Raw genomic sequence first — 26,289 nt, 5'->3', positions numbered from 1 at the left:
ACGACGATTATTCCTTTATATCGGTCAGCAAGCCTACTTTTGGAATGCCAGCGCGACTTAATTCATCCAACACTAAGACGACGTCTGCGTATGGCGTTGCGGCATCTCCGCCCACTGCGACAGGCGATTCTGGTTTCAAGGACAATTCAGCTTTAACACGAACGATCACATCTTGCAGCGAAATCCCACGGGTGACTTCCTCATCGTTGACGCTCAGGCCAAGATTGCCATCTTTGTCAATCTCTACAATGATGAAGCTCGCGTCGCTGTCTCCTGCCAACTCTGAGGCTGGTTTAGCCGTTGCGGTTTTTGGTAACTCGACATCAACACCTTGAGTCACAAACGGTGATGTCACCATGAAGATAATCAGCAGTACCAACATTACATCGATGTATGGCACGACATTTATCTCGGCAGTCATCTTGCGCTTTTTAGGTTGGTAACCAGCCATAACCACTATTCCTTATGCGCAGAATCTCGACCAGCCATTGCTTGGCGATGCAAGATGCTGTGGAACTCTTCAGAAAATGTTGCGTAGTTATGCTCAAGTTTGCCAACTTTGTTGCTTAAGCGGTTGTAAGCCATGACAGCGGGAATCGCAGCGAATAGACCCATCGCGGTGGCCACCAGTGCCTCTGCAATACCTGGGGCTACCATTGCCAACGTCGCTTGCTTAACCTCACCCAGCGCGATAAAGGCATGCATAATGCCCCACACAGTGCCAAATAGACCAATGTAAGGGCTAATAGAACCGACCGTGGCTAAGAAGGGTAAATTGGTTTCGAGATCATCGACTTCACGCGCAACAGCAACACGCATTGCTCGCCCTGTTCCTTCCATGATGAAGTCAGGAGAGTCGGCATTCGATTTGCGGAGTCTAGCGAATTCAGTGAAACCGGCATAAAAGATCTCCTCTGTGCCCGCTAAGTCATCTTTTCGCTTTTTAGCATTTTGGTACAAAATCGAGAGATCGGTGCCTGACCAAAACTTATCTTCAAATGACTCTGCGTCTTTTGATGCCTGAGACAGCACTTTGCTGCGCTTTATGATCATGGCCCAAGATACGATAGACATACCTAACAGGATCAACATAACCATTTTTACTAGCAGGCTGGCCTGTAAAAACAGGTCGAGCATCGAAATATCAGCGCTCACTATCCATTAACTCCATAACGATTGATTGAGGCATTGCTTTTGGCCTCATTTCTAGATTGTCGATACATGCTACCTTAACCATTGCTTTACACAATGTCTTACCTGCAGGATTAACGATCTCCTGACAGAAAACGAGCGATGCTTTCTTAAGGTCAGCAACGTGCGTCCTTACGATGAGGTGATCGTCCAGCCGAGCCCCCTGTAAAAAATCGATGTCCATGTGTCGGACTACAAAACCAATGTTTTGTTCCAAAAGGACTTGTTGTGAGACTCCTATTGTGCGAAGCAGCTCGGTTCTCGCTCGTTCAAAGAATTTGAGATAGTTAGAGTGGTAAACCACTCCACCAGCATCGGTGTCTTCGTAGTAAACCGTCACCGGCCACTCAAATATCATTTGCACTTTTACGTCCACAACTTATTTTCCAGACAGTTACTATAACGCAACTCATTACTATCTATGCAAGTGTAAATAGGCGAATTCAAAGCTTGAAACAAAAAAAAGTGCAACCCATTCAATGAGTCGCACTTTTTTTAATCACTATGAGCGCAGTTTAGCCGTTACATTACGCGCAGTACCGTCAGGTAACCAAGAATCGTAAGTGAACAATACGGGCTAAATAGCAGTTGCCAATACCAATTGTGAGGCTTGAACCCAATCCCAAATACCATGCTTGAACAAATTGCCCAAATCATTAGCGGTGAGATAACGGCATTGAAACCACCAATTGAAGCTGAATAAAGCTCAGGATCCCACATCACCATAGCGACATGATAAAAACCAAGGATCAAAGATAAGGCTCGAAACAGAGCCTTATCAACCGGTGCATGCAGCTTAGCTACTTGCACAGCGAGATCACTCACTGTCTTTATCCATCATTTCAGAGTGCTCTAGCCAAAGAGCGTTAATGATACCGAATGCACAAGCAAGCAATACACCCAGAATCCATGCGAAATACCACATAATAATTGCTCCTTAGTAAGCTGATACGTCGTTGTCTTCGATGTGTTTCTTATCAAGACGACCGAACATTTTGTAGTACGTCCACGTCGTATAGCCAAGAATCACCGGAACCATAACCGCTGCAACAAGTGTCATCAGACCCAGTGTAAGTTCACTTGCGGTTGAATCCCACATGGTCAAGCTGTGGCTTGGCACTAGACTTGAAGGCATCACGAACGGGAACATCGCAAACCCAGCTGTCAAAATAACACCCGCGTTAGCTAGGCTTGAGAACAAGAATGCAAAACCACCACGCTCAATACGTGAAGCAAGGACAGCTAGTAAAGGCATCAGTACGCCAAGTGCTGGTGCAGCCCACATTGCTGGGTAGGTTTCAAAGTTTTGCATCCAAGCACCGGCTTGTACGGCCACTTCTTTATTTAGTGGGTTGGAGTCAGCCATGGTATCAATCGCACTGGTAATCACATAGCCATCAATAGACTGAATCCAAAAACCACCAAGTACAAACAGTACCGTCGCAACCAAGCCAGCGATTTGAGCAACATTACGTGCGCGCTGGTGAATCGCTTCTGTGGTCTTCATCTGAAGCCAAGTCGCACCTTGTAGAACGAACAGCAGCAAGCTCAGCACACCACACAGCAGTGCAAATGGGTTCAATAGAGCGAAGAACGACCCTTTATACTGAGACATCAGCAGATCATTCAACTCGAAAGGAACACCTTGGAGCAAGTTACCAAATGCCACACCAAAGATGATTGGTGGTACAGCGCCACTAAAGCAGATCGCGAAGTCCCATGCATTACGCCATTTAGGATCTTCGATCTTCGAACGGTAGTCTAAGCCAAGTGGGCGTAGCCACAATGCCGCAAGCGTAACGTACATCGCTAGGTAAAAACCTGAGAACGACGTTGCGTAGACCAAAGGCCATGCCGCAAACAGAGCGCCACCTGCCGTGATCAACCAAACTTGGTTACCATCCCAGTGTGGAGCAATGGTGTTAATCATCACTCGACGCTCGGTATCGTTTTTGCCGATAACAGGTACCAGCGCACCGACACCCATATCGAATCCATCTGTCACTGCGAAACCGACCATCAGAACACCGATCAGTACCCACCAGATCAATCGCAAGATTTCGTAATCAAACATATTTGTCTCTCCTTGCCTTACGCTTCAACTTGGCGGCTAACTTTATCTTCGACAGAGTCAGCGTTTTGCTCAAAGTGGTAGCGTCCAGTTTTTAGGCTGCTCGGTCCTTTACGCGCGAATTTAAGCATTAGATACACTTCCGCAATTAAGAACACGGTATAGAGTGCAATGATTGCGAACAGAGATGTCCAAATTTCAGAAGCACTTAACGCCGACGCTGCGACGTTAACAGGGAGAATTTCACCCACGGCCCAAGGCTGACGACCGAACTCAGCGACAAACCAACCAGCTTCTACCGCAATCCAAGGCAAAGGAATACTAAATAGCGCTGCTTTCAGAATCCATTGTTTCTGTTCGATTTTTTGACGGCATGTTTGGATAAATGCAGCACCAAAGACGAACAGCATGATAAAGCCACACGCAACCATGATACGGAACGACCAGAATAGAGGCCAAACAGTTGGGATAGAGTCATCCGCTGCCGCTTGAATTTGCTCTTCTGTCGCATCGACTACATTTTCTGTGTAGCGCTTGAGCAGTAAGCCATAGCCTAAATCACCTTTCACTTCATCAAAAGCAGCCATGTTTTCTGCAGATTTGTCACCTGCACGCAGTTTTTCAAGTAACTCGTAAGCGTAGATACCCGTGCGAATACGATCAACGTGATCAGCGCGCAAGTCACGCAGGCCTGTCACTTCTTCATCAATTGAGCGGGTAGCAATGATACCCATCACGTAAGGAATCTTAATCGCGTAATCGGTATGCATAGTTTCTTGATTAGGGATACCAAACAGTGTAAACGCCGCAGGTGCTGGTTCAGTGTGCCACTCAGCTTCAACCGCAGCCAGTTTCACTTTTTGTACCTCACCAAGCTCATAGCCTGATTCATCCCCAAGCACGATTGTCGATAGAATTGCCGCCATACCGAAAGAGGCTGCGATAGCAAAAGAGCGACGCGCAAACGCAATATCACGACCTTTCAATAGGTAGTATGAGCTGATGCCAAGAACAAACATTGCGCCAGTGGTGTAACCAGAAGCAACGGTATGAACGAACTTAACCTGAGCAACTGGGTTGAGTACCACCTCAGCAAAGCTCACCATCTCCATACGCATGGTTTCAAAGTTAAATTCTGCGCCAACCGGGTTTTGCATCCATCCGTTCGCCACCAAGATCCAAAGTGCAGAGAAGTTAGAACCCAATGCAACCAACCAGGTCACCACTAAGTGTTGACGTTTAGATAGACGATCCCAGCCAAAAAAGAATAAACCGACAAAAGTGGATTCTAGGAAGAAGGCGACTAGAGCTTCGATTGCGAGAGGTGCACCGAAAATATCACCCACGTAATGCGAATAGTAAGACCAGTTAGTACCAAACTGGAACTCCATGGTAAGGCCGGTCGCTACACCAAGTGCAAAGTTAATACCGAATAGCTTGCCCCAGAACTTTGTCATGTCCTTATAGATTTGCTTGTTCGTCATTACGTACATTGATTCCATGATAGCCAGTAAGAAGGCCATACCGAGAGTCAATGGTACGAATAGGAAGTGATACATCGCTGTCAGTGCAAACTGCAGTCGCGATAGATCAACAACATCGATCATGATTACTCCTATGTGTCGGCTGAAGACACTGTTCTCATTAATGCATTGTTATTAAGCGTTGAACAAACTTAACCAGTGTTATCAAAGATAGACACTCTGTTGCAAAAATGTACCGTAACGGTTAGTTAATTGTTAAGCATCAGCTAATATAGCTGCAACTAATATTACTTGCAAAAACTGATTGTTTCAAAAGGTTTATGGTTAGGCTTCGCTTTGATTTACATCAACTTTTGTACGTCATTTCTGCTTATAAATCCATCACATTGATCTAAATCAATCAATTCAACACACATTTGTTAAGGCCCCGTTACTTACCATGCAAAAATAACTATTTATGCAAAACAAGTGGTTAACATATCACGCAATCACGCTAACTATTAAGAGGTAATTAAATTCCGTGAATGTGATATAAATCACCAAAATAAAAAAGCCAGCGAATGTCGCTGGCTAGTAAAAACTTATTTCTCAATTCCGAAATGAAGATAGGCTCGGTCAGTAGCAATTCTTCCTCTTGGTGTTCTTTGTAAGTAGCCCTGCTGAATGAGATAGGGCTCAAGAACATCTTCAATGGTGTCTTTTTCCTCACCGATAGCGGCTGCCATGTTATCTAGCCCAACGGGACCACCACCAAACTTCTCCATAATGGCCAGCAGCAGTTTCCTATCCATGTAGTCAAAACCCTGCGCATCGACATCAAGCATGTTCAATGCTTTGTCGGCCACCTCGGCACAAATATGCCCGTTACCTTTTACTTCGGCGTAATCACGTACCCGACGCAGTAGACGGTTGGCGATGCGTGGCGTTCCACGAGCACGTCTTGCTACTTCTAACGCTCCTTCGGCTTCCATGGATAAACCAAGGCAATCTGCACTGCGCTGGACAATATTTTGTAAGTCAGGGATCTTGTAATATTCCAAGCGCTGAGTAATACCAAAACGGTCACGCAACGGAGATGTCAATGAGCCTGCTCTTGTCGTCGCACCTATCAAAGTAAAAGGCGGCAGATCAATTTTGATTGAGCGTGCCGCTGGCCCTTCTCCAATCATAATATCGAGTTGATAGTCTTCCATCGCGGGATAGAGCACCTCTTCGACCATAGGGCTTAGACGGTGAATCTCATCAATAAAAAGAACATCGTTCTCTTCTAGGTTCGTCAGCAATGCAGCTAAGTCGCCTGCTTTTTCCAAAACGGGACCGGATGTGGTGCGAATATTAACTTCCATCTCATTGGCAACAATATTCGCCAACGTCGTTTTACCCAAACCCGGAGGACCAAATATCAACAGATGGTCGAGCGCTTCATTGCGCAACTGTGCCGCTTTGATAAAGATTTCCATTTGATCACGTACGTGATCTTGGCCTTTGTAATCGTCAAGCTTCTTAGGACGAATCGCTCGATCGATTACATCCTCTTCTTTGTACACCGTATTGTCTGGTGCTATTAAGCGATCCGCTTCAATCATAGTTTCGGCCTTTCTATACCATTGATTTCAACGCTTCACGGATAAGCTGTTCACTACTCATCTCTTCAGTCTTAACTTGTGAAATCACTTTAGAAGCCTGTGTCGGCTTGTAACCCAGCGCAAGCAGTGCGCTGATCGCTTCTTCTTCAACATTTGACTGTGCAGGTTGTGGGGCAGAGTCAACCGGAGCAGCATCGGTAAATGGCGTAAAGAGATCGCCAGCACTCCAGCCTTTGAGCCTGTCTTTCATTTCAACCACCAAGCGTTCTGCGGTCTTTTTACCCACACCGGGCAGTTTGACTAAGGTAGAAACATCTTCACGTTCAACACTTGCCACAAATTGGCTGGCTGTCATACCAGACAAGATGGCTAAGCCCAATTTTGGACCAACGCCATTGGCTTTAATCACTTCACGGAACAGAGCTCGCTCTTTAACGGTATTGAAACCATAGAGTAACTGCGCATCTTCACGGACAATGAAATGAGTATAGATGATCGCTTCTTCACCGATATTTGGCAGTTCATAAAAACAGCTCATCGGCATTTGCACTTCATAGCCAATACCGTTTACTTCTATCAACAGTTCGGGAGGTTGTTTTTCGATAAGAATGCCGCGCAGACGTCCAATCACGGTGATTACTCTTTGGAAATGAATTTGCGACAGGATAATAAAGAACTGGATAGACATCCAGTCCTTTATTGATTGGAGCTAGATTTTTGAGACAACTTGATCAAGTTGCGAGGTCAAGGTTCGTACCGCCTCTACTTGCGCGGTTAATTGCGCGCCGTTCAACGCGACATTTTCTGAGATGACTTTGGTTTGGACAACGCTGTTCGCAACTTCGCTACTCGCTTGGTCAAGCTCTTTAAGGGCGATCATCTGGTTAGCCATAATGTTCGCTAGGCCATTGACATCTTGCGATATGGCAGATACTTCCGCGATCATCGATTTCATTTTATCCGCACTAGAAATCACTACATCTTGGCCGTGTTTCACTTCTTGCTCACTGCGGTCAAGTAGGTTTCTGATCTCAACCGCAGAGTGGCTACTTTTCGCTGACAGTTCTCGTACCTGCTCCGCCACCACAGCAAATCCTCGTCCTTGCTCTCCTGCGCGCGCCGCTTCAATCGCCGCATTTAACGCCAGTAGATTGGTTTGCTCTGCGACAGAGGTAATCAAATCGGCAACTTTCATGATTTCTTGCTGGCTGTCTAGGATTTGGCTGATTGCCGCTGTTGAGTCTTCTAGAAGTTGTGAGCTGGTCGCCGCTTGGAGGTGAACGGCTTCACTGCGCTCTCTCAGTTCATCGACAAATCGAGTCGAGCCTTCGATTCCTTCGGCCAATTGGTGAACTTGCTGGCTCATTTGCTCAGCAGCGCTGGCTTGCGATTCGCAGTTAATATTTAACTCAGACACTTGCTCGTCCAAAGTCAGCGACTGGGATTCGAGCGTTTGCGAAACGTCTTTTAACTGCAGTGAATTTTGATTGGCTTGTTCCAGCACATGAGTAAGGTTTTTTTCGCCTAGCATTGCTTTTTCAGCCGTCGCCTCACTGTCACTTTTGGCTCGCTCAGCAATTTCAATCGCTTTGTCTCTCTGTTTGGCGGTGAATGCTTGAGCAATACAGATGACAACAAGAGGTAGTACAGTACCAGACCAGATCTCTATGCGCTGGGCTGACTCTGATAAGTCTAAGCTAGGAAAAGAACGCCCACTCACCTGCATGTAGGTCATAATTGCAGCGCAAAAAATAACCCCACTACTCCAGGTTATCGCCATTGCGCGCGTGCCGGACAAAAAGAAGGCGACCACCAGCAGTGGTACCCAGTAAGTCTGGGTCGACTCAACAACGCCGCCACTTTGATAAATAATGTTCAGAGCGTGCATGGCCATGCCGACAAAACCAAAGTTAAGTGCAACAGTTGGATTCTTAAATAGCTTCAAGTACGCTGCGGCCAATAGCTCGCAACCAATCAAAAGTAGTGATGTAACAATCAGGCTATCGTGCCCATGTTTCGCCCACTTGATTGAGCTATAGACACCAACAAGAAACGCAATAAAGGTGAACAAAGAGAGCGTATCTGCCTGACGCTGTTGATTCTTCGTCCATAGAGTTTGGTTTGGCATACACAACTGACGCCAGACGTTGACCGGATTCATAGTCAATCTTCCTTAGATTGATACCTTATTAGACCTCCGACCACTATATTGATGTAACATTTTTACAACAAATCCAACCTTCAGAACTGTCTGATATGTCTCAGTTTTGATTCATTTTCCCACAGAGAATCACGTGAAACTAACGATAACGTCCACGCCTTGCACTAGTGGCTTTACCCGCAAGAGCAACCAGCGTTTTGTTGGTATTGGCATGACAAATTGCCACACCCAAAGCATCGGCAGCATCGGCCTGCGGCTTGGCGGGCAATTTCAGCATGTGTTGCACCATATGCTGTACCTGCTCTTTATCAGCAGCACCTGTCCCTACAACCGCTTGTTTAATTAAGCGTGCCGCGTATTCATACACGGGAAGATCCGCATTAACCGCTGCCACAATAGCACTGCCCCGCGCCTGACCAAGCTTAAGCGCGGAGTCAGCATTACGTGCCATAAAGACTTGTTCTATGGCGAACACCTCTGGCTGAAATTGGGTGATGATCTCTGAAACACCGGCATAAATTTGTTTGAGGCGTCCTGGGAGATCTTTTTCTGAGGTGCGAATACAGCCGCTACCAAGATATTGGAGATGACGACCCGTTTGACGAATCACGCCATAGCCTGTGATTCGTGAACCCGGGTCAATTCCTAGTATGATTGACATTGTGTTCTTTATTGTCGCTAACTCTAGCCCGCCATCTTAATCTAGCCAAGACGCTATAGCGAGGTAATTATCGCCCGACTAGACAATCCCGATTCTAAGCCCACTTCAAGAACTTGTGCGGGTTCGTGTGTGAGCTTTTCTCCTGTCCAATAATCATACCAGTTGACTGGAAAACTCGCGGTTAACGTCACTTCACGTGCTGCATCGTGATAATTGAATAAGCAGTGCAAGTCGTTACGCTCGGTCAGGGGTAGAAATGCATGATGAAGATTCAGCGCGGTGAATCTCGCCGCCTCTTGATTGTGTTTGTGCCTGATGCTCAATTTGGCTAGTGTCTTTTTCGCAAACGGGGTCAGCTCTGGTAGTGGGTCGCCAGACAACAATAATCCACCAGTGGCAAGCAGTACATCACGGTGAAATTCGTAATATTTTCGTTCGGTCGCTTGATTAGCAAGAGAGACAAACGTCGCGCAATCTGGGTCAATTTGCCATAACTTGCGATGCTGCCAACTTCGGTAGAAGGTCTCTTTCGCAATTTGTTCAAAGCGCATCTCGCTCCGTTCAACATCATCAGAGACTCGCATCGCATCAACCAAGCCCAGTGACGGCCACATAGGTGCATTGCAGCCTAGAATTAACGCATCCCCGGCCCCTTCGATAATCGCTTGCATGCCTAAACGGTAAGCTTCTACTCCTGTAACACCAGATTGGCTACGAACACCCTTCAATGTACCCCAGTAATTTGCATCGAGTTTGAACATTTCAACGCCCCACTCTTGACGCATAGTACGTACGACATAGGTCAGGTATTCCTGTACTTGTGGGTTGGTCGTATCAAGAATATACCAAGGGGTGCAACGCCATCCCGCATAAGTCACATCTTCGGCTTTAAGAAGCTCACCATCGACATGTCGAACAAACCAATCAGGATGGTCACGAAACAGTTGCGACTCTGGCTGGGCGATAAAGGGGGCTAACCAAATTGCGGGTTTCTTACCGTTGGCTTGTATCTCTCTTAATAACGACTGAACACCTGACGAAAATTTGTCTGAAGGCGTGAGCCAATCTCCCATAAAAGCTTGATATCCATCATCAAGCAGCACGTAGTCAAAAGGCTTCAAATGTTGACGCATCTGCTCAACATTAAGGTGAATATCTTGCTCCGTCACTTGTGCGTAATAGGCATACCAAGAGCACCAACCTAACGGTGCATCCTTCTCGACGCCCGCACGAGCTGGGTGTTGCTCTCGAATCAATTGACTGAATTGGCTATAGAGCCCTGATAACGAGTCACCGCGCAGTACAACGATCGATTCCAAACGGTTAGTCGACCAATCTTGTGGTGACGTATGTTCACCATCAATATAGGCATTAATTTTAGGTCTGCCCTCTTCTTCAACGATTGTGAAATAACCCGCAAAACGATGACAAGAGGTAAAACCAAATAAGGCATAACCTAATGAATCTTCCACCACCAAGTAGTTGTAATAGCGCTTAGCCGCTTTAGATGAATAGATTCGATAATTTGAGTTGTTGTCAGGACAGCGGCCGATATCGACCGGGTCATGGTAGGTACCCGTGGTTTGCGCCAGCATTTGGAAACCGTCACCGAGCAAGGTTGCACGTCTTTCAAAGTCAAATTCAGTTTGAAAGAGGAGATATTGCTCACCGATCGGATCACTGGATAAACCACGATAGTAAAAGGTGATGTGATCACCATTTTGTTCACTAGCGAGATCGGTGTTAGAAATGTATAAGTGACGGTCGTGGGCTAAATGCAGGACTTGAGACATATAGGGCTCTGCTATGTCATTATCTTTTTTTAATTAGAGCATTCGAGCTCTTTATTGTCTAATTCATCATCAAGCATCAGCTCACGTTTCTGACATCCTAATCAAAGTTGGATAAATTTAATGGCGAAGCTAGCAAACCAGTCACACTAACTCACTGGTTCTACTTTTCAAATGAACAAAAAAATACCAACCGCTTGGCTGGTATTTTCTAAGTGTATTTAGGGTCTGTTGACCTTTTGAGCTGATTTTTGCAGCAGTTTGTGGGTTCTTTATGCAAGGCAGAGGCTTTGAATTGTAGTTGCTCTACCTGATAAGCCGATAACGCAGCAGAAAGGAGCCACAAACGCTGTCCGAAGGGTTCGGCTAAAAGCGTTTTACTCTTTGTTGAGAGGTGTTTTGCATAGAATGCTAGGCGACAAACCTCTCGCCGCGATTAAAACGCTTTTATCTCGAACAACATTTAACCGCAAAAGGTCAACAGACCCTACTACTTACGCGACTTCGATTGGACCACCAAATGAGGTCACTGGCGGCACTTTGCCTGTGAATTTCTCGAAGTCAACAATACACGTATTGGCTGATGTCGCCTGGGCAAGCTCAGAGGAGCCAATATCTTTCGTCAGCGTATTCGGGTCACCATAAGTACAAATTGCGCCCTCTTTTTCATTCAATGGGCCGTACCACGCGCCTTCCTCAATACGAATAACACCACGTGGGTAACTGTCAGTCAGTACCGCCCCAGCGAGTAGCTGACCACGATCATTGAACACACGAACTAAATCACCATCTTGGATGCCTTTTGCTTTGGCGTCCGCAGGGTTGATGTATACCGGTTCGCGGCCTTGTACCGCATACGTGGCTCGGAACTCTTCAGATTCACACATTTGTGAGTGAAGACGCTTATCTGGGTGACAAGATTGAAGCCAGTACGGGTGTTTGTCTGAGCCAGGGCCACCGTGTGAACGCTCTGATTTTTCAAACCACATAGGGTGCTCTTGACAATGTTCGTAACCATAACGCCCAATCTTGCGTGACGTAATTTCGATAAAGCCCGATGGGGTACCGAGTGGATTGATTTCAGGATCTTGACGGAAGTCTGCATGACGAACCCAAGGCTTACCCTGACCAAAATCGAGAACACTCTGCTTCCAGAACTCGGCAAATTCCGGCATCTCAAATTTACCATCGTTTGCTTGTTTACAATCGTTGTACAAGCTCTCAATCCATTCCATCTCGCTCATTCCGCGCGTATATTCGTCGCGGCGACCCAGACGCTCCGTCAGTTCACTCATGATTTGGAAATCTGACTTAGATTGGAACAGTGGGTCGACCAAGCGATGCATCGCGATTAAGCCTTTGCTCGAATACGAACCGTATACGTCGATATCGTTACGTTCCCATTGAGTACACGCAGGAAGAACGATATCAGAGAAACGACAACTTGCCGTCCATGCGAATTCAATCGTGACGACCGTCTGCAGTTTCTTGAACGCTTTTTTCATCCGGTTGCGATCTTGGTGATGGTGCCATGGGTTATTGCCCGAAATCACCATCATCTTGAAATCTGGCAAGGTTACTTTCCCGCCGTTGTAACGGATTTCTTTACCCGGCTCCAGCAAGCAGTCAATCCAACGCGCAACCGGAATAGTTCGGCTATAGCCGTTAAAGTCGTTGTTGTCCCATTTTGGCTTCATACCTTGGTCAAGGTTGCGCGGGAAACCGCCAGGGCCAGCAAAGCCAGTCGATGGCACACCAATGCTCGAATAGTGGTGGCCGTAAGAGATACCACCACCGGGTAGGCCAATTTGACCAACCATAGCCGCAACCACTGCCGCGGCCCAGTATGGCTGCTCACCATGCTCTTGACGCTGAATGCACCAGCCCATCAAAATCTGAGTACGCCCATTGACCAGCATGCGCGCAAATTCACGGATCTTGTCGGCGCTGACACTACAGATCTCAGCAGCCCACTCTGGGGTCTTGGCCACATTGTCTTTGGTTTCACCCTGAACGTATTGAATAAACTCTTCAAAGCCAAGGCAGTAAGTATCAATAAACTTCTTGTCATAGAGCTTTTCGTTGTATAACACGTTAGCAACCGCAAGCATAAAGGCTACGTCTGTCATCGGGTTAATGTACAGATGATCATTCTCTAGGTAACGCTGTGTCTTGTTCTTCACCGGGTCAACAGAAAGTACGTTGATCTCACCTTGCGCAACTTTCTCTTTTAGCTGAGCAAGATATTCAAACGATTCGTGGGTTTCACAGTTCCAGCCGACTTGCAGGTTTTTCACCGGGTCATTGGCCCACAAAATAATATTGTCGGCGTTTTGTAGAATTTCTGACCACGAGGTACCTTGTGCGTAAACCTCCGTAGAGCCAAGTACGTATGGCAAAATAGTTTGACCGGCACCCGTTGAGTAGTCACCCACTTTGGTAATGAAGTTACCGTGCATACCAACTGCACGCTGCATGTGGGCCGTACAATTGTGGAACGAACCCGTTTGGTTCCAGCCGGTTTGACCCGCATGCAGCGCCCAAGGGCCATAGTCTTTCTGCACACGTTCCAATTCACGGTAGAACAGGTCTAACGCTTCATCCCAAGTCACGCGAATAAAGCGATTGTCACCGCGAGTTTCTGCACTGTATTTATGCTTTTTCAACCAATCAAGTCGCACCATTGGGTAACGTACGCGTGATGGGCTGTAGATAATACCTTTAACCCCGTTGAGCATTTCGGTTGGATTTTTGTCAAGTTCTAACGGTTTTACCTCTTGCACTTTACCCGCATAAACGTGGGCCCGAAATGCGCCCCAGTGGGAACCCGTTACTTTCCATGTACCCGTGGTTTCTGCCGCTCGTGCCGAAGTGGACACCAATAAGCTTGGACCTATAACAGATGCAGCGCTTGTCGTCGCGACACCTTTAAGAAAACTTCTTCGCGTAATAGCCATTTCAATTACTCCGTCTGACGCTTATTAGTGGTGGCCTTCAGCATAATCTGAAGAGTGTTTCTGTAGGTATTTCAAGATCAGTGCTTCGCTGTCTGTGTCTAAATTGACAAACGCGAGCATGCCGTCGAACATACCTGGCCAAGTGTTAGCATCAAAGTGCGCTTCATCGGGTTGAGTGTGACAAACCGAACAGTTGGTCTGGTACGCTTCTTTTGATTTTTCCCAAACTGGCGTAATGTCATTCAGCATCGACTCTTTCTTAACCCACACTTTAGCGGCCACTTTTTCCCAAGGAAGACCCGTCAACTCATCCACTTTCTGTTCACCAGCAGTGACGACATTGCTGTCAGTAGATGCTTCTTTAATCAAAGAAGCGACGGCAATGTTCTTACCAAAGTCTTCTTGGATCACTCGGCCAAAACCTTTCGCCTTACGCCAGCCGTCAATTTCAATTTCTGCGAATTCGCCTTTTTCATTCAACACGGTAACGCTTGAAGCTGGGTTAAGTAGACCCGCTTCTTTTGTTCCTTCTGCATCCAGATAAATAGGAAGATGGCGAACACTGACCAATGTTTGTCCTACACCGTAGTTGGTGTTGGAGGCCAAAGATTCAAGATCACCAACAATGCCACCAATACTGTCCATACCTGCAGGTAAGTTGTGTGCAATACCTTTGTGACAATCGACGCAGCTTTGATCTTTCTCCGCGGCTTGCTTCATCTGCACACGCGCCGCAGGGGACATTTGTTCGAAATCCATTGACTGATAATTGTGGCAGTTTTTGCACTCTAAAGATTTGTTGGCAGAAAAACGGTCCCATTCATGTTTTGCCAGCTCAATGCGGCGTTCTTCAAATACCCCCTCCTCGTCGTAGTTGCCAAATACTTGAGCGAAGACTTCTTTTGAAGCCTGCATCTTACGCGCAATTTTGTCTGTCCAATTGTGGGGGACATGGCAATCCGGACAAGTTGCACGTACGCCGGAGTCGTTTTTCCAGTGCACCGTGTCTTGCAATTCAACGTAGACGTTGTCACGCATGGTGTGGCAACTAATGCAAAACTCTTCTGTGTTGGTCGCTTCTAACGCAGTGTTAAAACCGCCCCAGAAGATCACACCTGCGATAAATCCACCCATAGTCAGCACACCTAGGCTGATATGGACAGCTGGGCGTGTCATGGTACGCCACAATTTAACCATCAATGATTTCATCATTTGCTCTCTTAAAACTTTTTGAAAATGGGGGGGGGGGGAATTGAGCTCAGTGAACGGCTTACATGCCGTGTGCGCCTGGTGGGCCCATGACGAATACTTGGAGCATCCAAACTAGGAATCCGTATCCGCCGACGAACGCCACACTCAAAACTGGAAAGAGAACAACCGCGATGAAGAGAAATGACTTCCACTCCAGAGAACGTTTTTCACCGCTCTCGATTTTGTTAACATCATTCATACATTTGCCTATTTCGTATCTAGTGCATTTTCTAGGCTCTTGTGATTGAGCCAGTTTTTTAACTATCTTTAATTGAAAGCATTAGACCATACTCTTTGTAAGGTTCAATCAAATAAGTCCTTTCACCACTTGTTATTTCGCTCTTTTTTGAGCTCATCCAGAGATGTATTCAATCGTGTTTTTATATATAAAATTACCTGAAAATATGAATGATTATGAACAGAAACAAAATGGCAACACGCAGCCATTTTTAAATACATTCCCACAACAAAGTGCAACAATGGAGAGTTGGTGAAACAGTAATTCGACGAGTAAAACCGTTTCAAATGTAAGCAAAATGTTTCATTTTAGATGGGTATCAAACTGAATATTCGATACCTAATTGAGTGAAGAAAGCACTATTTCGCAGACAATATTTAGCGGTAAAAAGGAGCGTATATGGAGGGGGTTGCGGACATATCCTGGCCAGTACTTGGGCTATTTTTCAGCCTATTAGTGATACCACTGTGGATTAATCATTACTATCAACTCAATTTGGCCAAAGAAGCGCTAGTCAGTGTAGTGCGCATGGCAATTCAACTGCTGTTAGTGGGTGTTTATCTTGAGTACCTTTTTCAATTAAACAGTCTATTTTTTAACCTTCTGTGGCTAGCTCTTATGACCGTGATTGGAGCGAGTGCGATTATCAACAAAACTCAGTTGCCCAAAAAAGTGCTACTGTTACCTGTCTCAATAGCGTTAGCTGCAACGCTGATCCCTATGTTGGCAATTATCTCACTGCTCATCATACAGCCACAGCCTTTGTACAGTGCCCAATACCTTATCCCACTCGCTGGGATGCTGTTAGGTAATTCAATGAGTGGCAACATTGTCGCTTTACAAAGTTTTTTCACTGCTCTGGATGAGCGAAAAAGCGAGTATGAAGCGGCCATTTCTTTAGGCGCTTCCCCAAGATACGCTACGTTACCCTTTGTGCAAGATGCTATCCGTCGCTCTCTTGCACCAACACTCGCAACTATGACCACCAGCGGATTAGTCACCCTACCTGGGATGATGACCGGGCAGATCCTCGCTGGTGCAAGCCCAATTGTCGCTATCAAGTATCAGATCATGATCATGGTTGCTATCTTCATCATGCTCACCTTATCCGTTACGCTTGCGTTGCATCTCACCCTGTCAAAATGCATCAATAGTGAGGGCAAAATATTGGTGCGCATCAACCCCTCTCACTAAGCAGGATTTGAGTTATTCGTTACCTTGATTTTATCCACAGATTCTGTGGATAACCGTGGTGATACCTAGGAAACAACTGGTCTATCCAGATTTCAAGTAAATTCTTAACAAAAATTTTCTTTGCATTCATACGCATATCAATTAATTCATCACGTGTAATAAACCTGTCACGCCAAGCCCCTAGCTTAAGAGCCTAACCAGCAAAGGAGTGCATTATGCAAATGACAAACGATGTCTACGAATTGGAATTACAAGAACTCGACCTTGGTAATATTCAAGACTGGTTGATCGCGCAGCCACAGGAAGTCGTCTCGACTGAAGAAATATATACATCGGAAACAAATTATTGGCATTAAAAAGGCCCACTTTCGGTGAGCCTAGGTATAAATCCGCTGTTGGTTTAGTCGCGCAAATAGATTAACCAATACCACATACCAACGAAGACGCCCCCGCCAATAATGTTCCCTAAGGTCACGGGAACAAGATTATTGAGCACAAAGTCAAGCATATTGAGATCAGCGTAATCTGCGATACTTGCCCCTGTCGTTTGCCAGAACTCTGCAGGCGCAAAGTTCTTAATACCAATCGCCATTGGTACCTGAAACATATTGGCGATACAGTGTTCAAATCCCGCTGAAACAAACATCGCAACCGGTAAGATCATAACCGCAATCTTGTCGGTTAAAGTGCGACCACTGAATGTCATCCACACAGCAATACACACCAGAACGTTACACATGACACCAAGCGCAACAGCCGAGATAAAGGTGTGATGGAGTTTGTGCTGCGATATCGCCATCGCGTTGAGCCCGACCTGACCATGATCGAACATGTACTGTTTGGTTAGTAACATGCAAATAACCAATAGCAACGCACCAGCAAGGTTACCTGCGTAGACCACGGCCCAGTGCTTAATTAATGTTCCCCAACTGATTTTACCACTGGCTCTTGCTACTAAGGTTAGTACTGAACTGGTGAACAGCTCACCACCTGTGACAACCACCAAGATAAGACCTAGGCTGAAGGCTAAACCACCAATTAATCGCGTAATCCCCCAAGGCAAGTCGCCGGCACCGGTTGTCACCACAGTGTAGAAAACAAAGGCAATACCAATATGAAGGCCAGCAGAGATAGCAAGTAAAAAGGTTTTCGCCGGATCTTTAGTCGCTTTGCCAACGCCGATTTCCGCTGCGCGCTCTGCCATTTGTGGTGGAAGTAAAGAGTCAAACTGGTGGTTAAAGTTCATCATGGGTGAAACATTTTGCAACATTTAAAAGAATGGTGGCGGATAATCACTCGATTTTTATTCAATTTCAAGCCTTAATTAACCACACAAACAAAAATGTTTTTTCAGTTAGCAATACGCCAGCTAAATTTCTGCTCTAGTAGAGTTGTAAGGCTGAGTTAACCAGCCATTTCAAGGCCAATTAGTCACTATTTTTCAAACAGTTAGAATCAAGTCTCTCTAGCCCAGTGATTTCCCACATTCACTTTAGTTTCATTACTTATATTAAAGACAACCATTATTCGTAATCGATATTAAACAGGGGTAAATAGCGTCTCTGACAATATTCTTTGATTCTGATCCAATCAAACTGAGATTGAGCAACTCCTGAACAACCCTAGTGAATCCGTAAGAGAAAGTAAGGGATAGCTAACACTTCTCAACTTGTAATATTGCCGATTAGTAACTTCATGATTAAGTTGAAAACAGAACTTTCTAAAAGGATTCGAATATGAAATTTACGCCTGAGCATATGTCCGAACTTAACCTTTTGCTTCAATTTGATATCAGCAGTTCCGCAACAGGAATTAAAGTCCATCATGATGCGTCAAAAGAGATGCAAGAAGCGGTACAACGCCTATATGAAAAAGGACTGTGTACTTTACCAGACGGGGGCTACCTGACTGACGAAGGTATCGAAATGGCCGAACATGCCGACAAAACACTGAGGGTTCTGACCAGCTGAATGATTAGCAAAGCTCAGCGGAAAAAGTCGGCATAAAGGAAATGAGAGCTCCAATGGCTCCTTACGCGATGTTAGTTCTGCAATATGTTTTTTTTCTGCATTGATATCACGCCAGTCTCTTGGCGTGGTATCGCAACAAATCCCCTTTCTAACCTTTTTTAGCCCCCTTTAGTTTCACACTTTCAGCCACAATTATTACCCAGCCCCACAAGCGTATGTTTAAGCGGATAATATTTCACTCTAGGTTACGCCTTGTAGTCAGCCTTAAGACATGCAAAAGTAGCTTAATTCTGCACGACAGACTGCTGAGCAATATACCTTGTTGCCGACTAAGTCTGAGAGCTTATAGGAAATAGCATGAAAACAATTTCAATTATTGGTGGTGGCTGGCTTGGTAAGCCCCTAGGTCAATACCTTTCCTCTATCGGGCACAAAGTTTACGTTAGTAAGACAACATCTGAAGGTGTTGAGGCGCTCACGCAATCTGGTGTAGACGGTTTTAGATGTGATTTAAATCAAGGCGCAACAGAACTGAGTCAGCACTTAACAGCCACAGCAAGTGAAATCGTTATTGGCTGTTTTCCTCCCGGTTTTCGTAAAGGGGCTGGAGATCAGTATCTGCATCACTGGAAAGCTCTGATTGAAGCAGCTAAAGAGAGTAAAGCCAAACGTGTCGTCATGGTCAGTTCAACAACTGTGTATCCATCACTGGCCACCGATATGGTCGAAGAGGATGCGACTTTAGCCCAAGCGGAGCAAAATCCCCTTTTTAGTGATAATGGTACAATCATGCTACGCGCTGAAGAGGCACTCATTAGTTCAGGACTCAATTTCGCAATTGTCCGCTGTAGTGGTTTGGTTGGTCCGAATCGTCACCCAGCCAGATTTGCCAGCAAACTGAAACAAGTTAGCCAGAAAGCACCAGCAAATATGATTCATCTGCAAGATGCCATTGGAGCAATCAGTTTTATGGCGCTTACTGATATATCAACAACCGTAAACGCAACAACACCCAATACCGTCAGCAAAGCTGAGTTTTATCAGGCGGCCTTAAATGCGGTAGGGTCGGCAGAGCCGTTGCCTCCGATAACTCAACAAGCCGACAAACGCATCGTTGCCAATAAACTCAGCGAACTAGGTTATCGTTTCCATTTTAAACACACGTTAGAACTTGTGTAATCACCAGAGAGATATTTATGGGTCAACTTAAGCTGTATCAACATATCGAGCGTCTATGGTCTTACATGCAGCTCTCAGACAAGATTGAAAAATCTGACTGTATCTTTGTGCTCGGAAGCAATGATGTCAGAGTCGCCGAGCACGCTGCACAACTCTTTCTCGAAGGCTGGGCAGACAAATTGATTTTTTCTGGTGGTATTGGCCGACTGACCGAAGGCGTGTTTGAATCAACAGAAGCACAAACCTTTGCTCACATCGCGCGCGATATGGATGTTCCCGCAGATTGCATCATCATTGAAGACCAAGCGAGCAACACAGGGGAAAACGTTAGGTTCACCTATAACTTGACTCAAACGCTAGGAATAGAGCTACGCAGCTTTATCTTAGTGCAGAAACCTTATATGGAAAGACGGACGCTGGCTACATTTAGCAAACAATGGCCAGCACCCTATGAGCGGATTTATGTGACTTCGCCAAAATGCGAATTCTGCGATTATTTCAATGAAGACATAGATATAGAAACAACGGTGACCGCTATGCTCGGCGATTTTGAACGTGTTAAGAATTACCCCGCACTGGGCTTTCAGACTGAGCAAATCATCCCACAAGAGGTTGAAGAGTCTTACTTAGTGCTCAAGAATGTCTTCGTCTAAGCACATAGTTTTCAAACACGCATTAAAAAGCCAGAGCATTTGCTCTGGCTTCATTTTTAGTCACGGTTAGTGAATTGCCGCTTCCTTCTCACTTAAGTACTTAAACTTAAGTTCGTCACCTTTTAATTCGACCTTCACCGTACCACCATCTATCAGTGAACCAAACAGCAGCTCGTTCGCTAGCGGTTTTTTAAGTTCATCTTGGATTACGCGACCCATTGGACGTGCACCCATAGCTTTATCGTAGCCTTTCAATGCCAACCAATGACGAGCGTCATCTGACACTTCAAGTGATACGCCACGAACATCAAGCTGCGCTTGAAGCTCTACGATAAACTTATCAACCACTTGGTGAATGACATGCTCATCTAGGCTATTGAACCAAATGATGTTATCAAGGCGGTTACGGAACTCAGGCGTGAACACTTTCTTGATTTCAGACATCGCATCGTGACTGTGATCTTGTTGGATCAAGCCAATCGATTTTTTCTCTGTCACCTGAACACCCGCGTTGGTCGTCATTACTAAGATCACGTTGCGAAAATCGGCTTTGCGTCCATTGTTGTCCGTCAGCGTCCCGTTATCCATAACTTGCAACAATAAGTTAAAGATATCTGGGTGCGCTTTTTCAATTTCATCCAACAGCACAACAGAATGTGGATGCTTAATCACAGCATCGGTCAACAAACCGCCTTGGTCATAACCAACATAACCAGGAGGTGCACCGATTAAACGGCTCACAGAATGGCGCTCGCCATATTCCGACATATCAAAACGCAGCAATTCAATACCTAACAGTTTAGATAGCTGGACGGTCACCTCCGTTTTACCGACCCCAGTTGGGCCTGCAAATAAAAACGACCCAACCGGCTTATTGTCAGCACCGAGGCCTGCACGAGTTAGCTTGATTGCTTCGCTCAGCACATCAATCGCATCATCTTGACCAAACACCAGCATTTTCATCTTCTTATCAAGATTTTGCAGAATTTCTTTATCTGACGATGAGACCGATTTCTCTGGAATCCGAGCCATTTTTGCAACCATAGCCTCAATATCGGCAACGCTTACCGTTTTTTTGCGACGACTTGCTGGCGCTAATCGACTACACGCGCCGGCTTCGTCAATAACATCAATCGCTTTGTCAGGAAGATGACGCTCGTTGATGTACTTCGCCGATAACTCTACCGCGGCACGAAGTGCTTTGTTGGTGTAGCGAACTTCATGATGCGCTTCATATTTAGGTTTGAGACCCATTAAGATCTTAGTCGTGTCATCTAATGATGGTTCGACAATGTCAATTTTTTGGAAGCGACGTGACAAGGCACGCTCTTTCTCAAAAATGTTGCTGTACTCTTGGTAGGTAGTTGAACCGATACAACGTAACTTACCGCTACTTAGCAGAGGTTTAATTAAGTTTGCAGCGTCAACTTGACCACCCGATGCCGCCCCCGCACCAATAATGGTGTGGATTTCATCGATAAATAGAATAGCGTCTTCTTCTTTCTCAAGCTGCTTCAATATCGCTTTAAAACGTTTCTCAAAGTCGCCACGGTATTTGGTCCCTGCCAATAGCGAACCAATATCCAGAGAGTAGATCACACTATCGGCAATAATTTCTGGCACTTGGCCTTCAACAATTCGCCACGCTAACCCTTCTGCAATGGCGGTTTTACCAACACCTGCTTCCCCAACCAATAGTGGATTGTTCTTACGACGACGACACAGCACCTGAATCGTTCTTTCAAGCTCTTTGTCTCGTCCAATCAGGGGATCTATCTGGCCTTGTTTTGCCAATTGGTTAAGATTGGTCGCGAAGCTTTCTAGGCGCTCTTCTGAACCCGCCTCCTCTGCACTTTCGCTACCGAAAGAATCAGAAGAAGGGTGCTCGTCACCCGAACTAGATGCTTTGGTAATTCCATGAGAAATGAAGTTAACAATATCGAGACGGCTAATATCATTTTTCTTCAGCAGATACGCGGCGTGAGATTCTTGTTCGCTAAAAATAGCCACTAGCACGTTCGCACCTGTGACTTCACTACGTCCTGAAGATTGAACATGGAACACAGCTCGTTGCAAAACGCGTTGAAAACTCAAAGTGGGTTGCGTTTCGCGAGTTTCGTCGTTCTCTGGGATGAGAGGCGTTGTTTGATCAATGAATACATCGAGCTCCCCGCGTAGGGATTCGATATCGGCCTGACACGCTTGCAGGGCCTCGCGAGCAGCATCGTTTTCTAGCAATGCTAACAGGAGGTGCTCGACGGTCATAAACTCATGTCTTTTATCTCGGGCGCGTGCAAAAGCGCCGTTTAGACTCGACTCCAATTCTTTATTCAGCATAAGTACCTCCTTAATGAACAACTAAGTTGTTCGAACAAGCTTTATGCCTGTTCCATTGTACAAAGCAAAGGATGCTCATTCTCTTTAGAATATAGGGTAACCTGCGCTACCTTGGTCTCAGCAACTTCTGCAGTATACGTGCCACAAATTGCTTTGCCTTCATAATGCACTTTGAGCATCACTTGTGTCGCCTTGTCGATATCCATAGAAAAAAAACGTTCTAGGATTTCAATCACAAAGTCCATCGGGGTGTAATCGTCGTTGTTTAATACGACGTTATACATGGATGGTGGCTTAACTTTTGTTTTCTCTAACTCCAGTAGATCGGAACCGGGCGTAACCCACTCAAAATGTTTGCTCATGACTCATCGTTGTTGCTGTTTATCTCTGTTAATTTTACCACTTCATTGAGCGAAAGTTTTGAATTTAGTTCTTACTATTTAGAACAAAATACGTCGAAGAAATTTTGCCCTTACTTAGAGACTAATGCAGCATTTGAGTCGCTGCAAATAAAAGATTTCGCTGAAACGATAACTTGTATCTAATTGATTAAAAAGAAACCAAAAACCATTCACGACCTCAATAAACTCGCGCGATTGACCGTTTTATTAGTTACAGAAATGTAAATCTCAAAAGTAATTTAATTGCAAATATGTAGACTATAAGACCTTTTGCCTATTGACTGTGAACAATCATTGGCTACATTGGTCAATTAGTGACTGAAAATTTGGCAGCGGCTGAATGAAAATTCACTTTCTGTTTACAAGGAATAAGTGTAAACACCTTAACAACATCAGTAACAAAATGCATGAGGGATGTATAGCATGGCTACAGGTACAGTAAAATGGTTTAACAACGCCAAGGGATTTGGTTTTATTTGTCCAGAGGGAGAAGATGGAGATGTGTTTGCGCACTACTCCACAATTCAAATGGACGGTTATCGTACTCTGAAAGCTGGCCAACAAGTGAGTTTTGAAGTCGAAGAAGGACCGAAAGGCCACCACGCTAGCTCTGTGGTTCCGGTTGAGACTCAACCAGCAAAATAACCGCTGCCAACGACAATGAAGTTGAAATCGTTTAATACAAGAAACCCGCCTTTCGGCGGGTTTTTTTATTGTTCAGTCAAACTCAACTTAACCAATAATGGCATTCAGTGCTGAGCTTGGACGCATTAGTGGCGCCACTTTGGCAAATTCAGGTGCGTAGTAACCACCTAGCTCACCCGCAACACCTTGCGCTCCATTTAACTCAGCAACAATCTTCTCTTCGTTTGCTGCCAGTGCTTCAGCAATCGGTGAAAACTCAGTGGCAAGATCAGCGTCTACCGTCTGTGCTGCCAACGCTTGTGCCCAGTATGTCGCTAGGTAGTAATGGCTGCCACGGTTGTCCAGCTCGCCAACACGACGTGAAGGTGACTTATTATTATCGAGGAAATCACCAGTTGCTTTGTCAAGCGCATCAGCCAGCACCTGAGCTTTCGCGTTACCTGTTACTGTGCTTAAGTGCTCAAGAGAGGCAGCTAGAGCTAGGAACTCACCTAACGAATCCCAACGTAGGTGGTTCTCTTTTTCCACTTGTTGAACGTGCTTAGGCGCTGAACCACCTGCACCTGTTTCAAACAGACCGCCGCCATTCATCAATGGAACAATAGACAGCATTTTCGCTGATGTTCCTAGCTCAAGAATTGGGAACAAGTCTGTCAGATAGTCACGCAGTACGTTACCAGTTACTGAGATAGTGTCTAGACCATCTTTAATACGAGCAAGTGAGAACATACACGCTTCTAATGGCGCTAAAATTTTGATCTCTAGACCTGAAGTATCGTGATCTGGCAGGTAGGCGTTCACTTTCTTAATTAACTGCGCATCGTGGGCACGATTTTCGTCCAACCAGAACACAGCCGGAACACCTGTTGCACGAGCACGTGTCACAGCCAGTTTCACCCAATCTTGAATCGGCGCATCTTTCACTTGGCACATACGGAAGATATCACCCTCTTCCACAGCTTGCTCCAGCAGAACCGCACCAGAAGCATCAACAACACGGACCGTGCCTGCTGCATCAAGAATGAATGTCTTGTCGTGCGAACCGTACTCTTCCGCTTTTTGAGCCATTAGGCCTACGTTTGGCACGCTGCCCATTGTGGTTGGATCAAAAGCACCGTTTTCTTTACAGAAATCGATAACGGCTTGGTAGATTCCAGCGTAGCTACGATCTGGGATCATCGCTTTGGTATCTTTCTGTTTGCCATCTGGACCCCACATTTGGCCAGAAGAACGTAACATTGCTGGCATTGACGCATCGACAATGATATCGCTTGGTACGTGTAAGTTGGTGATGCCACGGTCTGAGTCAACCATAGCTAGCGGTGGTTGAACCGCGTAGACCGCTTGTAGAGCTGCTTCGATCTCTTCTTTTTGCGCTGCAGGCAGTGCTTGAATTTTCGCGTAAACGTCACCGATACCGTTATTGACGTCAACACCTAGCTCGTCAAACAGCTCTCCGTACTTAGCAAACACATCTTTGTAGTACACCTTAACCGCATGACCGAAGATGACCGGGTCTGATACTTTCATCATGGTAGCTTTCATATGCAGTGAAAGCAGTACATCTTTCTCTTTCGCATCGGCGATTTCTTTTTCAAAAAACTCAACCAATGCCTTTTTGTTCATGACTGAACTATCAATGATCTCTTTGTCTTGTAGTGGGAAAGCCTCTTTGAGTACTTTCACCGCACCATCCGCTGCAACAAACTCAATCTTAACGTCCGTCGCACCTTCTACAGTGTGAGATTTTTCGCTGCCGAAGAAATCGTTGCCTGACATGCTCGAAACATGAGACTTAGAATCCGCAGACCATGCTCCCATTGAGTGTGGGTTCTTCTTCGCATAGTTTTTCACTGACAGCGGCGCACGACGGTCAGAGTTACCTTCACGAAGTACAGGGTTTACTGCACTGCCTTTGATTTTATCGTAAGTTGCTTTGATCGCTTCTTCTTCAGACGTGCTTGGCTCATCTGGGTAGTTTGGCAAGTTGTAGCCTTTCTCTTGTAGCTCTTTGATCGCCGCTCTCAATTGAGGTACTGAAGCTGAAATATTTGGCAGCTTGATGATGTTTGCTTCTGGAGTTTTTGCCAGCTCACCTAGCTCAGCCAGTGCATCACCAATACGTTGTTCGTCTGTTAAGTAATCTGGGAAATTAGCAATAATACGCCCAGCTAGAGAGATATCACGAGTGTCAACATTGATACCTGAAGAAGCAGTGAAGGATTGAATAATTGGCAATAACGAGTATGTTGCTAGCGCAGGAGCTTCATCAGTGATGGTGTAAATAATTGTAGGTTTTTCTGTAGGCATGAAATTTCCCTATTGTTCTAACCGGACCGTTGTTAAAGATGGGTCCTGTGAGTGTGTCCGCTAACAAGTTTTGAATAATCCCCTCACTTGTTGCGATTTGACCGTCTCTTTATGTTTTCGCCGCTGTGTCAGCGACATCCTTGAGAGCGATTAGTTATAATTAAACAAAATTGGCAGAATAGTCTATTATATTGTCCGCCATTACTGTTT

General features: G+C 45.6%; 25 protein-coding genes. 6 read left to right on the top strand and 19 right to left on the bottom strand.

What is annotated here, in order from left to right; all coding sequences use genetic code 11:
* Window positions 1-7: 7 nt before the first annotated feature.
* The 15 genes from TW81_RS09195 to torE form a co-directional block, all read right to left on the bottom strand.
* Window positions 8-451 (bottom strand): ExbD/TolR family protein, encoded by a 444-nt coding sequence (locus tag TW81_RS09195; protein WP_045955414.1) that lies wholly within the window; start codon window positions 449-451, stop codon window positions 8-10.
* 5 nt (window positions 452-456) lie between these two features.
* Window positions 457-1,155, bottom strand: coding sequence for a protein TolQ (gene tolQ, locus TW81_RS09190; RefSeq protein ID WP_045955413.1), 699 nt, complete (start codon window positions 1,153-1,155; stop codon window positions 457-459).
* The gene (gene ybgC, locus TW81_RS09185) at window positions 1,145-1,549 is read right to left on the bottom strand and encodes a tol-pal system-associated acyl-CoA thioesterase (RefSeq protein WP_045955682.1); all 405 of its coding nucleotides are present in this window, start codon (window positions 1,547-1,549) and stop codon (window positions 1,145-1,147) included. The genes tolQ and ybgC overlap by 11 nt, the downstream gene beginning before the upstream one ends.
* Window positions 1,550-1,713: 164 nt before the next feature.
* A complete protein-coding gene (gene ybgE, locus TW81_RS09180; protein WP_045955412.1) occupies window positions 1,714-2,016 on the bottom strand; it encodes a cyd operon protein YbgE in 303 nt (100 codons plus the stop codon).
* Window positions 2,009-2,116, bottom strand: a complete 108-nt coding sequence (gene cydX / locus TW81_RS18935) for a cytochrome bd-I oxidase subunit CydX (RefSeq protein ID WP_000270284.1) — start codon at window positions 2,114-2,116, stop codon at window positions 2,009-2,011. Before cydX ends, ybgE begins: the two co-directional genes overlap by 8 nt.
* Window positions 2,117-2,128: 12 nt before the next feature.
* Window positions 2,129-3,265, bottom strand: a complete 1,137-nt coding sequence (cydB, locus tag TW81_RS09170; RefSeq protein ID WP_045955411.1) for a cytochrome d ubiquinol oxidase subunit II — start codon at window positions 3,263-3,265, stop codon at window positions 2,129-2,131.
* Window positions 3,266-3,282: 17 nt separating this feature from the next.
* Complete coding sequence (gene cydA, locus TW81_RS09165) at window positions 3,283-4,869, bottom strand: cytochrome ubiquinol oxidase subunit I (protein WP_045955410.1); 1,587 nt, start codon at window positions 4,867-4,869, stop codon at window positions 3,283-3,285.
* A 458-nt stretch (window positions 4,870-5,327) separates the two neighbouring features.
* Complete coding sequence (gene ruvB / locus TW81_RS09160; protein ID WP_045955409.1) at window positions 5,328-6,332, bottom strand: Holliday junction branch migration DNA helicase RuvB; 1,005 nt, start codon at window positions 6,330-6,332, stop codon at window positions 5,328-5,330.
* A 13-nt stretch (window positions 6,333-6,345) separates the two neighbouring features.
* The gene (gene ruvA, locus TW81_RS09155) at window positions 6,346-6,963 is read right to left on the bottom strand and encodes a Holliday junction branch migration protein RuvA (RefSeq protein WP_045955681.1); all 618 of its coding nucleotides are present in this window, start codon (window positions 6,961-6,963) and stop codon (window positions 6,346-6,348) included.
* A 78-nt stretch (window positions 6,964-7,041) separates the two neighbouring features.
* Window positions 7,042-8,493, bottom strand: coding sequence for a methyl-accepting chemotaxis protein (locus TW81_RS09150; RefSeq protein WP_045955408.1), 1,452 nt, complete (start codon window positions 8,491-8,493; stop codon window positions 7,042-7,044).
* 139 nt (window positions 8,494-8,632) lie between these two features.
* Complete coding sequence (gene ruvC, locus TW81_RS09145; RefSeq protein WP_045955407.1) at window positions 8,633-9,154, bottom strand: crossover junction endodeoxyribonuclease RuvC; 522 nt, start codon at window positions 9,152-9,154, stop codon at window positions 8,633-8,635.
* Between the two features lie 53 nt (window positions 9,155-9,207).
* Complete coding sequence (locus TW81_RS09140) at window positions 9,208-10,947, bottom strand: glycoside hydrolase family 36 protein (protein WP_045955406.1); 1,740 nt, start codon at window positions 10,945-10,947, stop codon at window positions 9,208-9,210.
* Window positions 10,948-11,438: 491 nt separating this feature from the next.
* Window positions 11,439-13,901 (bottom strand): trimethylamine-N-oxide reductase TorA, encoded by a 2,463-nt coding sequence (torA, locus tag TW81_RS09135; protein WP_045955405.1) that lies wholly within the window; start codon window positions 13,899-13,901, stop codon window positions 11,439-11,441.
* Window positions 13,902-13,925: 24 nt separating this feature from the next.
* Window positions 13,926-15,110 carry a pentaheme c-type cytochrome TorC gene (gene torC, locus TW81_RS09130; protein WP_045955680.1) on the bottom strand — a complete coding sequence of 395 codons (1,185 nt, stop codon included), beginning with the start codon at window positions 15,108-15,110 and terminating at the stop codon, window positions 13,926-13,928.
* A 61-nt stretch (window positions 15,111-15,171) separates the two neighbouring features.
* Window positions 15,172-15,351, bottom strand: coding sequence for a trimethylamine N-oxide reductase system protein TorE (torE, locus tag TW81_RS09125; protein ID WP_045955404.1), 180 nt, complete (start codon window positions 15,349-15,351; stop codon window positions 15,172-15,174).
* Between the two features lie 438 nt (window positions 15,352-15,789).
* Between torE and TW81_RS09120 the strand changes: the two genes are divergently transcribed.
* Entirely contained in the window at window positions 15,790-16,584 is a 795-nt protein-coding gene (locus TW81_RS09120) for an ABC transporter permease (protein WP_045955403.1), read from the top strand.
* A gap of 215 nt (window positions 16,585-16,799) precedes the next feature.
* Window positions 16,800-16,940 carry a hypothetical protein gene (locus TW81_RS19255; RefSeq protein WP_156980934.1) on the top strand — a complete coding sequence of 47 codons (141 nt, stop codon included), beginning with the start codon at window positions 16,800-16,802 and terminating at the stop codon, window positions 16,938-16,940.
* 44 nt (window positions 16,941-16,984) lie between these two features.
* Here the strand turns inward: TW81_RS19255 and focA are convergent, their stop codons facing one another.
* Window positions 16,985-17,830, bottom strand: a complete 846-nt coding sequence (focA, locus tag TW81_RS09115) for a formate transporter FocA (RefSeq protein WP_045955679.1) — start codon at window positions 17,828-17,830, stop codon at window positions 16,985-16,987.
* 490 nt (window positions 17,831-18,320) lie between these two features.
* Here focA and TW81_RS09110 point away from each other — a divergent pair, with 490 nt between their 5' ends.
* The 3 genes from TW81_RS09110 (at window position 18,321) to TW81_RS09100 (ending at window position 20,386) form a co-directional block, all read left to right on the top strand.
* Entirely contained in the window at window positions 18,321-18,554 is a 234-nt protein-coding gene (locus tag TW81_RS09110) for a TIGR02647 family protein (protein WP_045955402.1), read from the top strand.
* A 357-nt stretch (window positions 18,555-18,911) separates the two neighbouring features.
* Window positions 18,912-19,733, top strand: coding sequence for an NAD(P)H-binding protein (locus tag TW81_RS09105; RefSeq protein WP_045955401.1), 822 nt, complete (start codon window positions 18,912-18,914; stop codon window positions 19,731-19,733).
* A gap of 17 nt (window positions 19,734-19,750) precedes the next feature.
* Entirely contained in the window at window positions 19,751-20,386 is a 636-nt protein-coding gene (locus tag TW81_RS09100) for a YdcF family protein (RefSeq protein WP_045955400.1), read from the top strand.
* Between the two features lie 66 nt (window positions 20,387-20,452).
* Here TW81_RS09100 and clpA read toward each other — a convergent pair whose 3' ends face one another.
* Both clpA and clpS read right to left on the bottom strand, forming a co-directional pair.
* Complete coding sequence (clpA, locus tag TW81_RS09095) at window positions 20,453-22,723, bottom strand: ATP-dependent Clp protease ATP-binding subunit ClpA (protein WP_045955399.1); 2,271 nt, start codon at window positions 22,721-22,723, stop codon at window positions 20,453-20,455.
* Window positions 22,724-22,764: 41 nt separating this feature from the next.
* A complete protein-coding gene (gene clpS, locus TW81_RS09090; protein WP_045955398.1) occupies window positions 22,765-23,085 on the bottom strand; it encodes an ATP-dependent Clp protease adapter ClpS in 321 nt (106 codons plus the stop codon).
* 462 nt (window positions 23,086-23,547) lie between these two features.
* Between clpS and cspD the strand changes: the two genes are divergently transcribed.
* Window positions 23,548-23,769, top strand: a complete 222-nt coding sequence (cspD, locus tag TW81_RS09080; protein WP_045955396.1) for a cold shock domain-containing protein CspD — start codon at window positions 23,548-23,550, stop codon at window positions 23,767-23,769.
* Window positions 23,770-23,856: 87 nt separating this feature from the next.
* Here cspD and TW81_RS09075 read toward each other — a convergent pair whose 3' ends face one another.
* Entirely contained in the window at window positions 23,857-26,079 is a 2,223-nt protein-coding gene (locus TW81_RS09075; RefSeq protein WP_045955395.1) for an NADP-dependent isocitrate dehydrogenase, read from the bottom strand.
* Between the last annotated feature and the right edge of the window lie 210 nt (window positions 26,080-26,289).

Origin of the sequence: Vibrio galatheae, assembly GCF_000967545.1 — a bacterium.
GTDB classification, from domain to species: Bacteria; Pseudomonadota; Gammaproteobacteria; order Enterobacterales; family Vibrionaceae; genus Vibrio; species Vibrio galatheae.
Note: the sequence above shows the minus strand (reverse complement) of the source record. Positions and strands in the feature narration are given on the sequence as shown.

Bases quoted from the DNA above. Each gene is read 5' to 3' on its own strand.
- TW81_RS09195 (WP_045955414.1), bottom strand. From the start codon at position 451: ATGGCTGGTTACCAACCTAAAAAGCGCAAGATGACTGCCGAGATAAAT.
- ybgC (WP_045955682.1), bottom strand. From the start codon at position 1,549: ATGATATTTGAGTGGCCGGTGACGGTTTACTACGAAGACACCGATGCT.
- cydX (WP_000270284.1), bottom strand. From the start codon at position 2,116: ATGTGGTATTTCGCATGGATTCTGGGTGTATTGCTTGCTTGTGCATTC.
- cydB (WP_045955411.1), bottom strand. From the start codon at position 3,265: ATGTTTGATTACGAAATCTTGCGATTGATCTGGTGGGTACTGATCGGT.
- cydA (WP_045955410.1), bottom strand. From the start codon at position 4,869: ATGATCGATGTTGTTGATCTATCGCGACTGCAGTTTGCACTGACAGCG.
- ruvB (WP_045955409.1), bottom strand. From the start codon at position 6,332: ATGATTGAAGCGGATCGCTTAATAGCACCAGACAATACGGTGTACAAA.
- TW81_RS09150 (WP_045955408.1), bottom strand. From the start codon at position 8,493: ATGAATCCGGTCAACGTCTGGCGTCAGTTGTGTATGCCAAACCAAACT.
- ruvC (WP_045955407.1), bottom strand. From the start codon at position 9,154: ATGTCAATCATACTAGGAATTGACCCGGGTTCACGAATCACAGGCTAT.
- TW81_RS09140 (WP_045955406.1), bottom strand. From the start codon at position 10,947: ATGTCTCAAGTCCTGCATTTAGCCCACGACCGTCACTTATACATTTCT.
- torA (WP_045955405.1), bottom strand. From the start codon at position 13,901: ATGGCTATTACGCGAAGAAGTTTTCTTAAAGGTGTCGCGACGACAAGC.
- torC (WP_045955680.1), bottom strand. From the start codon at position 15,110: ATGAAATCATTGATGGTTAAATTGTGGCGTACCATGACACGCCCAGCT.
- torE (WP_045955404.1), bottom strand. From the start codon at position 15,351: ATGAATGATGTTAACAAAATCGAGAGCGGTGAAAAACGTTCTCTGGAG.
- TW81_RS09120 (WP_045955403.1), top strand. From the start codon at position 15,790: ATGGAGGGGGTTGCGGACATATCCTGGCCAGTACTTGGGCTATTTTTC.
- TW81_RS19255 (WP_156980934.1), top strand. From the start codon at position 16,800: ATGCAAATGACAAACGATGTCTACGAATTGGAATTACAAGAACTCGAC.
- focA (WP_045955679.1), bottom strand. From the start codon at position 17,830: ATGAACTTTAACCACCAGTTTGACTCTTTACTTCCACCACAAATGGCA.
- TW81_RS09110 (WP_045955402.1), top strand. From the start codon at position 18,321: ATGAAATTTACGCCTGAGCATATGTCCGAACTTAACCTTTTGCTTCAA.
- TW81_RS09105 (WP_045955401.1), top strand. From the start codon at position 18,912: ATGAAAACAATTTCAATTATTGGTGGTGGCTGGCTTGGTAAGCCCCTA.
- TW81_RS09100 (WP_045955400.1), top strand. From the start codon at position 19,751: ATGGGTCAACTTAAGCTGTATCAACATATCGAGCGTCTATGGTCTTAC.
- clpA (WP_045955399.1), bottom strand. From the start codon at position 22,723: ATGCTGAATAAAGAATTGGAGTCGAGTCTAAACGGCGCTTTTGCACGC.
- clpS (WP_045955398.1), bottom strand. From the start codon at position 23,085: ATGAGCAAACATTTTGAGTGGGTTACGCCCGGTTCCGATCTACTGGAG.
- cspD (WP_045955396.1), top strand. From the start codon at position 23,548: ATGGCTACAGGTACAGTAAAATGGTTTAACAACGCCAAGGGATTTGGT.
- TW81_RS09075 (WP_045955395.1), bottom strand. From the start codon at position 26,079: ATGCCTACAGAAAAACCTACAATTATTTACACCATCACTGATGAAGCT.